This is a genomic window from Streptomyces sp. NPDC002845 (assembly GCF_053591955.1).
Window position 1 is genome coordinate 1 of record NZ_JBSFUU010000205.1, and the last position, 1,287, is coordinate 1,287.

A 1,287-nucleotide genomic window follows, 5' to 3' on the forward strand; every position below is an offset into this window, starting at 1 on the left:
GTCGTGACTGCGTGCCTTTTGAAGAATGAGCCTGCGAGTTTGCGGTGTGTTGCGAGGTTAACCCGTGTGGGGAAGCCGTAGCGAAAGCGAGTCCGAACAGGGCGGTGTAGTAGCGCGCTCAAGACCCGAAGCGGAGTGATCTAGCCATGGGCAGGCTGAAGCGGCTGTAAGAGGTCGTGGAGGGCCGAACCCACCAGGGTTGAAAACCTGGGGGATGACCTGTGGTTAGGGGTGAAAGGCCAATCAAACTCCGTGATAGCTGGTTCTCCCCGAAATGCATTTAGGTGCAGCGTCGTGTGTTTCTTGCCGGAGGTAGAGCACTGGATAGGCGATGGGCCCTACCGGGTTACTGACCTTAGCCAAACTCCGAATGCCGGTAAGTGAGAGCGCGGCAGTGAGACTGTGGGGGATAAGCTCCATGGTCGAGAGGGAAACAGCCCAGAGCATCGACTAAGGCCCCTAAGCGTACGCTAAGTGGGAAAGGATGTGGAGTCGCAGAGACAACCAGGAGGTTGGCTTAGAAGCAGCCATCCTTGAAAGAGTGCGTAATAGCTCACTGGTCTAGTGATTCCGCGCCGACAATGTAGCGGGGCTCAAGCGTACCGCCGAAGTCGTGTCATTGCAGCATGAGGGCCAACGCCCGCTGTGATGGGTAGGGGAGCGTCGTCTGCCGGGTGAAGCAGCCGTGGAAGCGAGTTGTGGACGGTTGACGAGTGAGAATGCAGGCATGAGTAGCGATTCACACGTGGGAAACGTGTGCGCCGATTGACTAAGGGTTCCTGGGTCAAGCTGATCTGCCCAGGGTAAGTCGGGACCTAAGGCGAGGCCGACAGGCGTAGTCGATGGATAACCGGTTGATATTCCGGTACCCGCTGTGACGCGTCAAACATCGAGTCCATTAATGCTAAGGCCGTGAAGCCGTCCTGGATCCTTCGGGTGAAGGGGAGTGGTGGAGCCGCTGAACCAAGGTGGTAGTAGGTGAGTGATGGGGTGACGCAGGAAGGTAGTCCATCCCGGGCGGTGGTTGTCCCGGGGTAAGGGTGTAGGCCGGTGTGCAGGTAAATCCGTGCACCATGGGGCTGAGACCTGATGCCGAGCCGATTGTGGTGAAGTGGATGATCCTATGCTGTCGAGAAAAGCCTCTAGCGAGTGTTGTGGCGGCCCGTACCCTAAACCGACTCAGGTGGTCTGGTAGAGAATACCGAGGCGTTCGGGTGAACTATGGTTAAGGAACTCGGCAAAATGCCCCCGTAACTTCGGGAGAAGGGGGGCCACACCCGGTGATCA

At 57.8% G+C, this 1,287-nt stretch carries 1 rRNA gene (only partly in view); it reads left to right on the forward strand.

Features of this window, described 5'->3' with window-relative positions:
- Positions 1-1,287 (forward strand): 23S ribosomal RNA (locus tag ACWD3C_RS48315); its annotated part runs 1,271 nt beyond the window's last position; the annotation flags it as partial.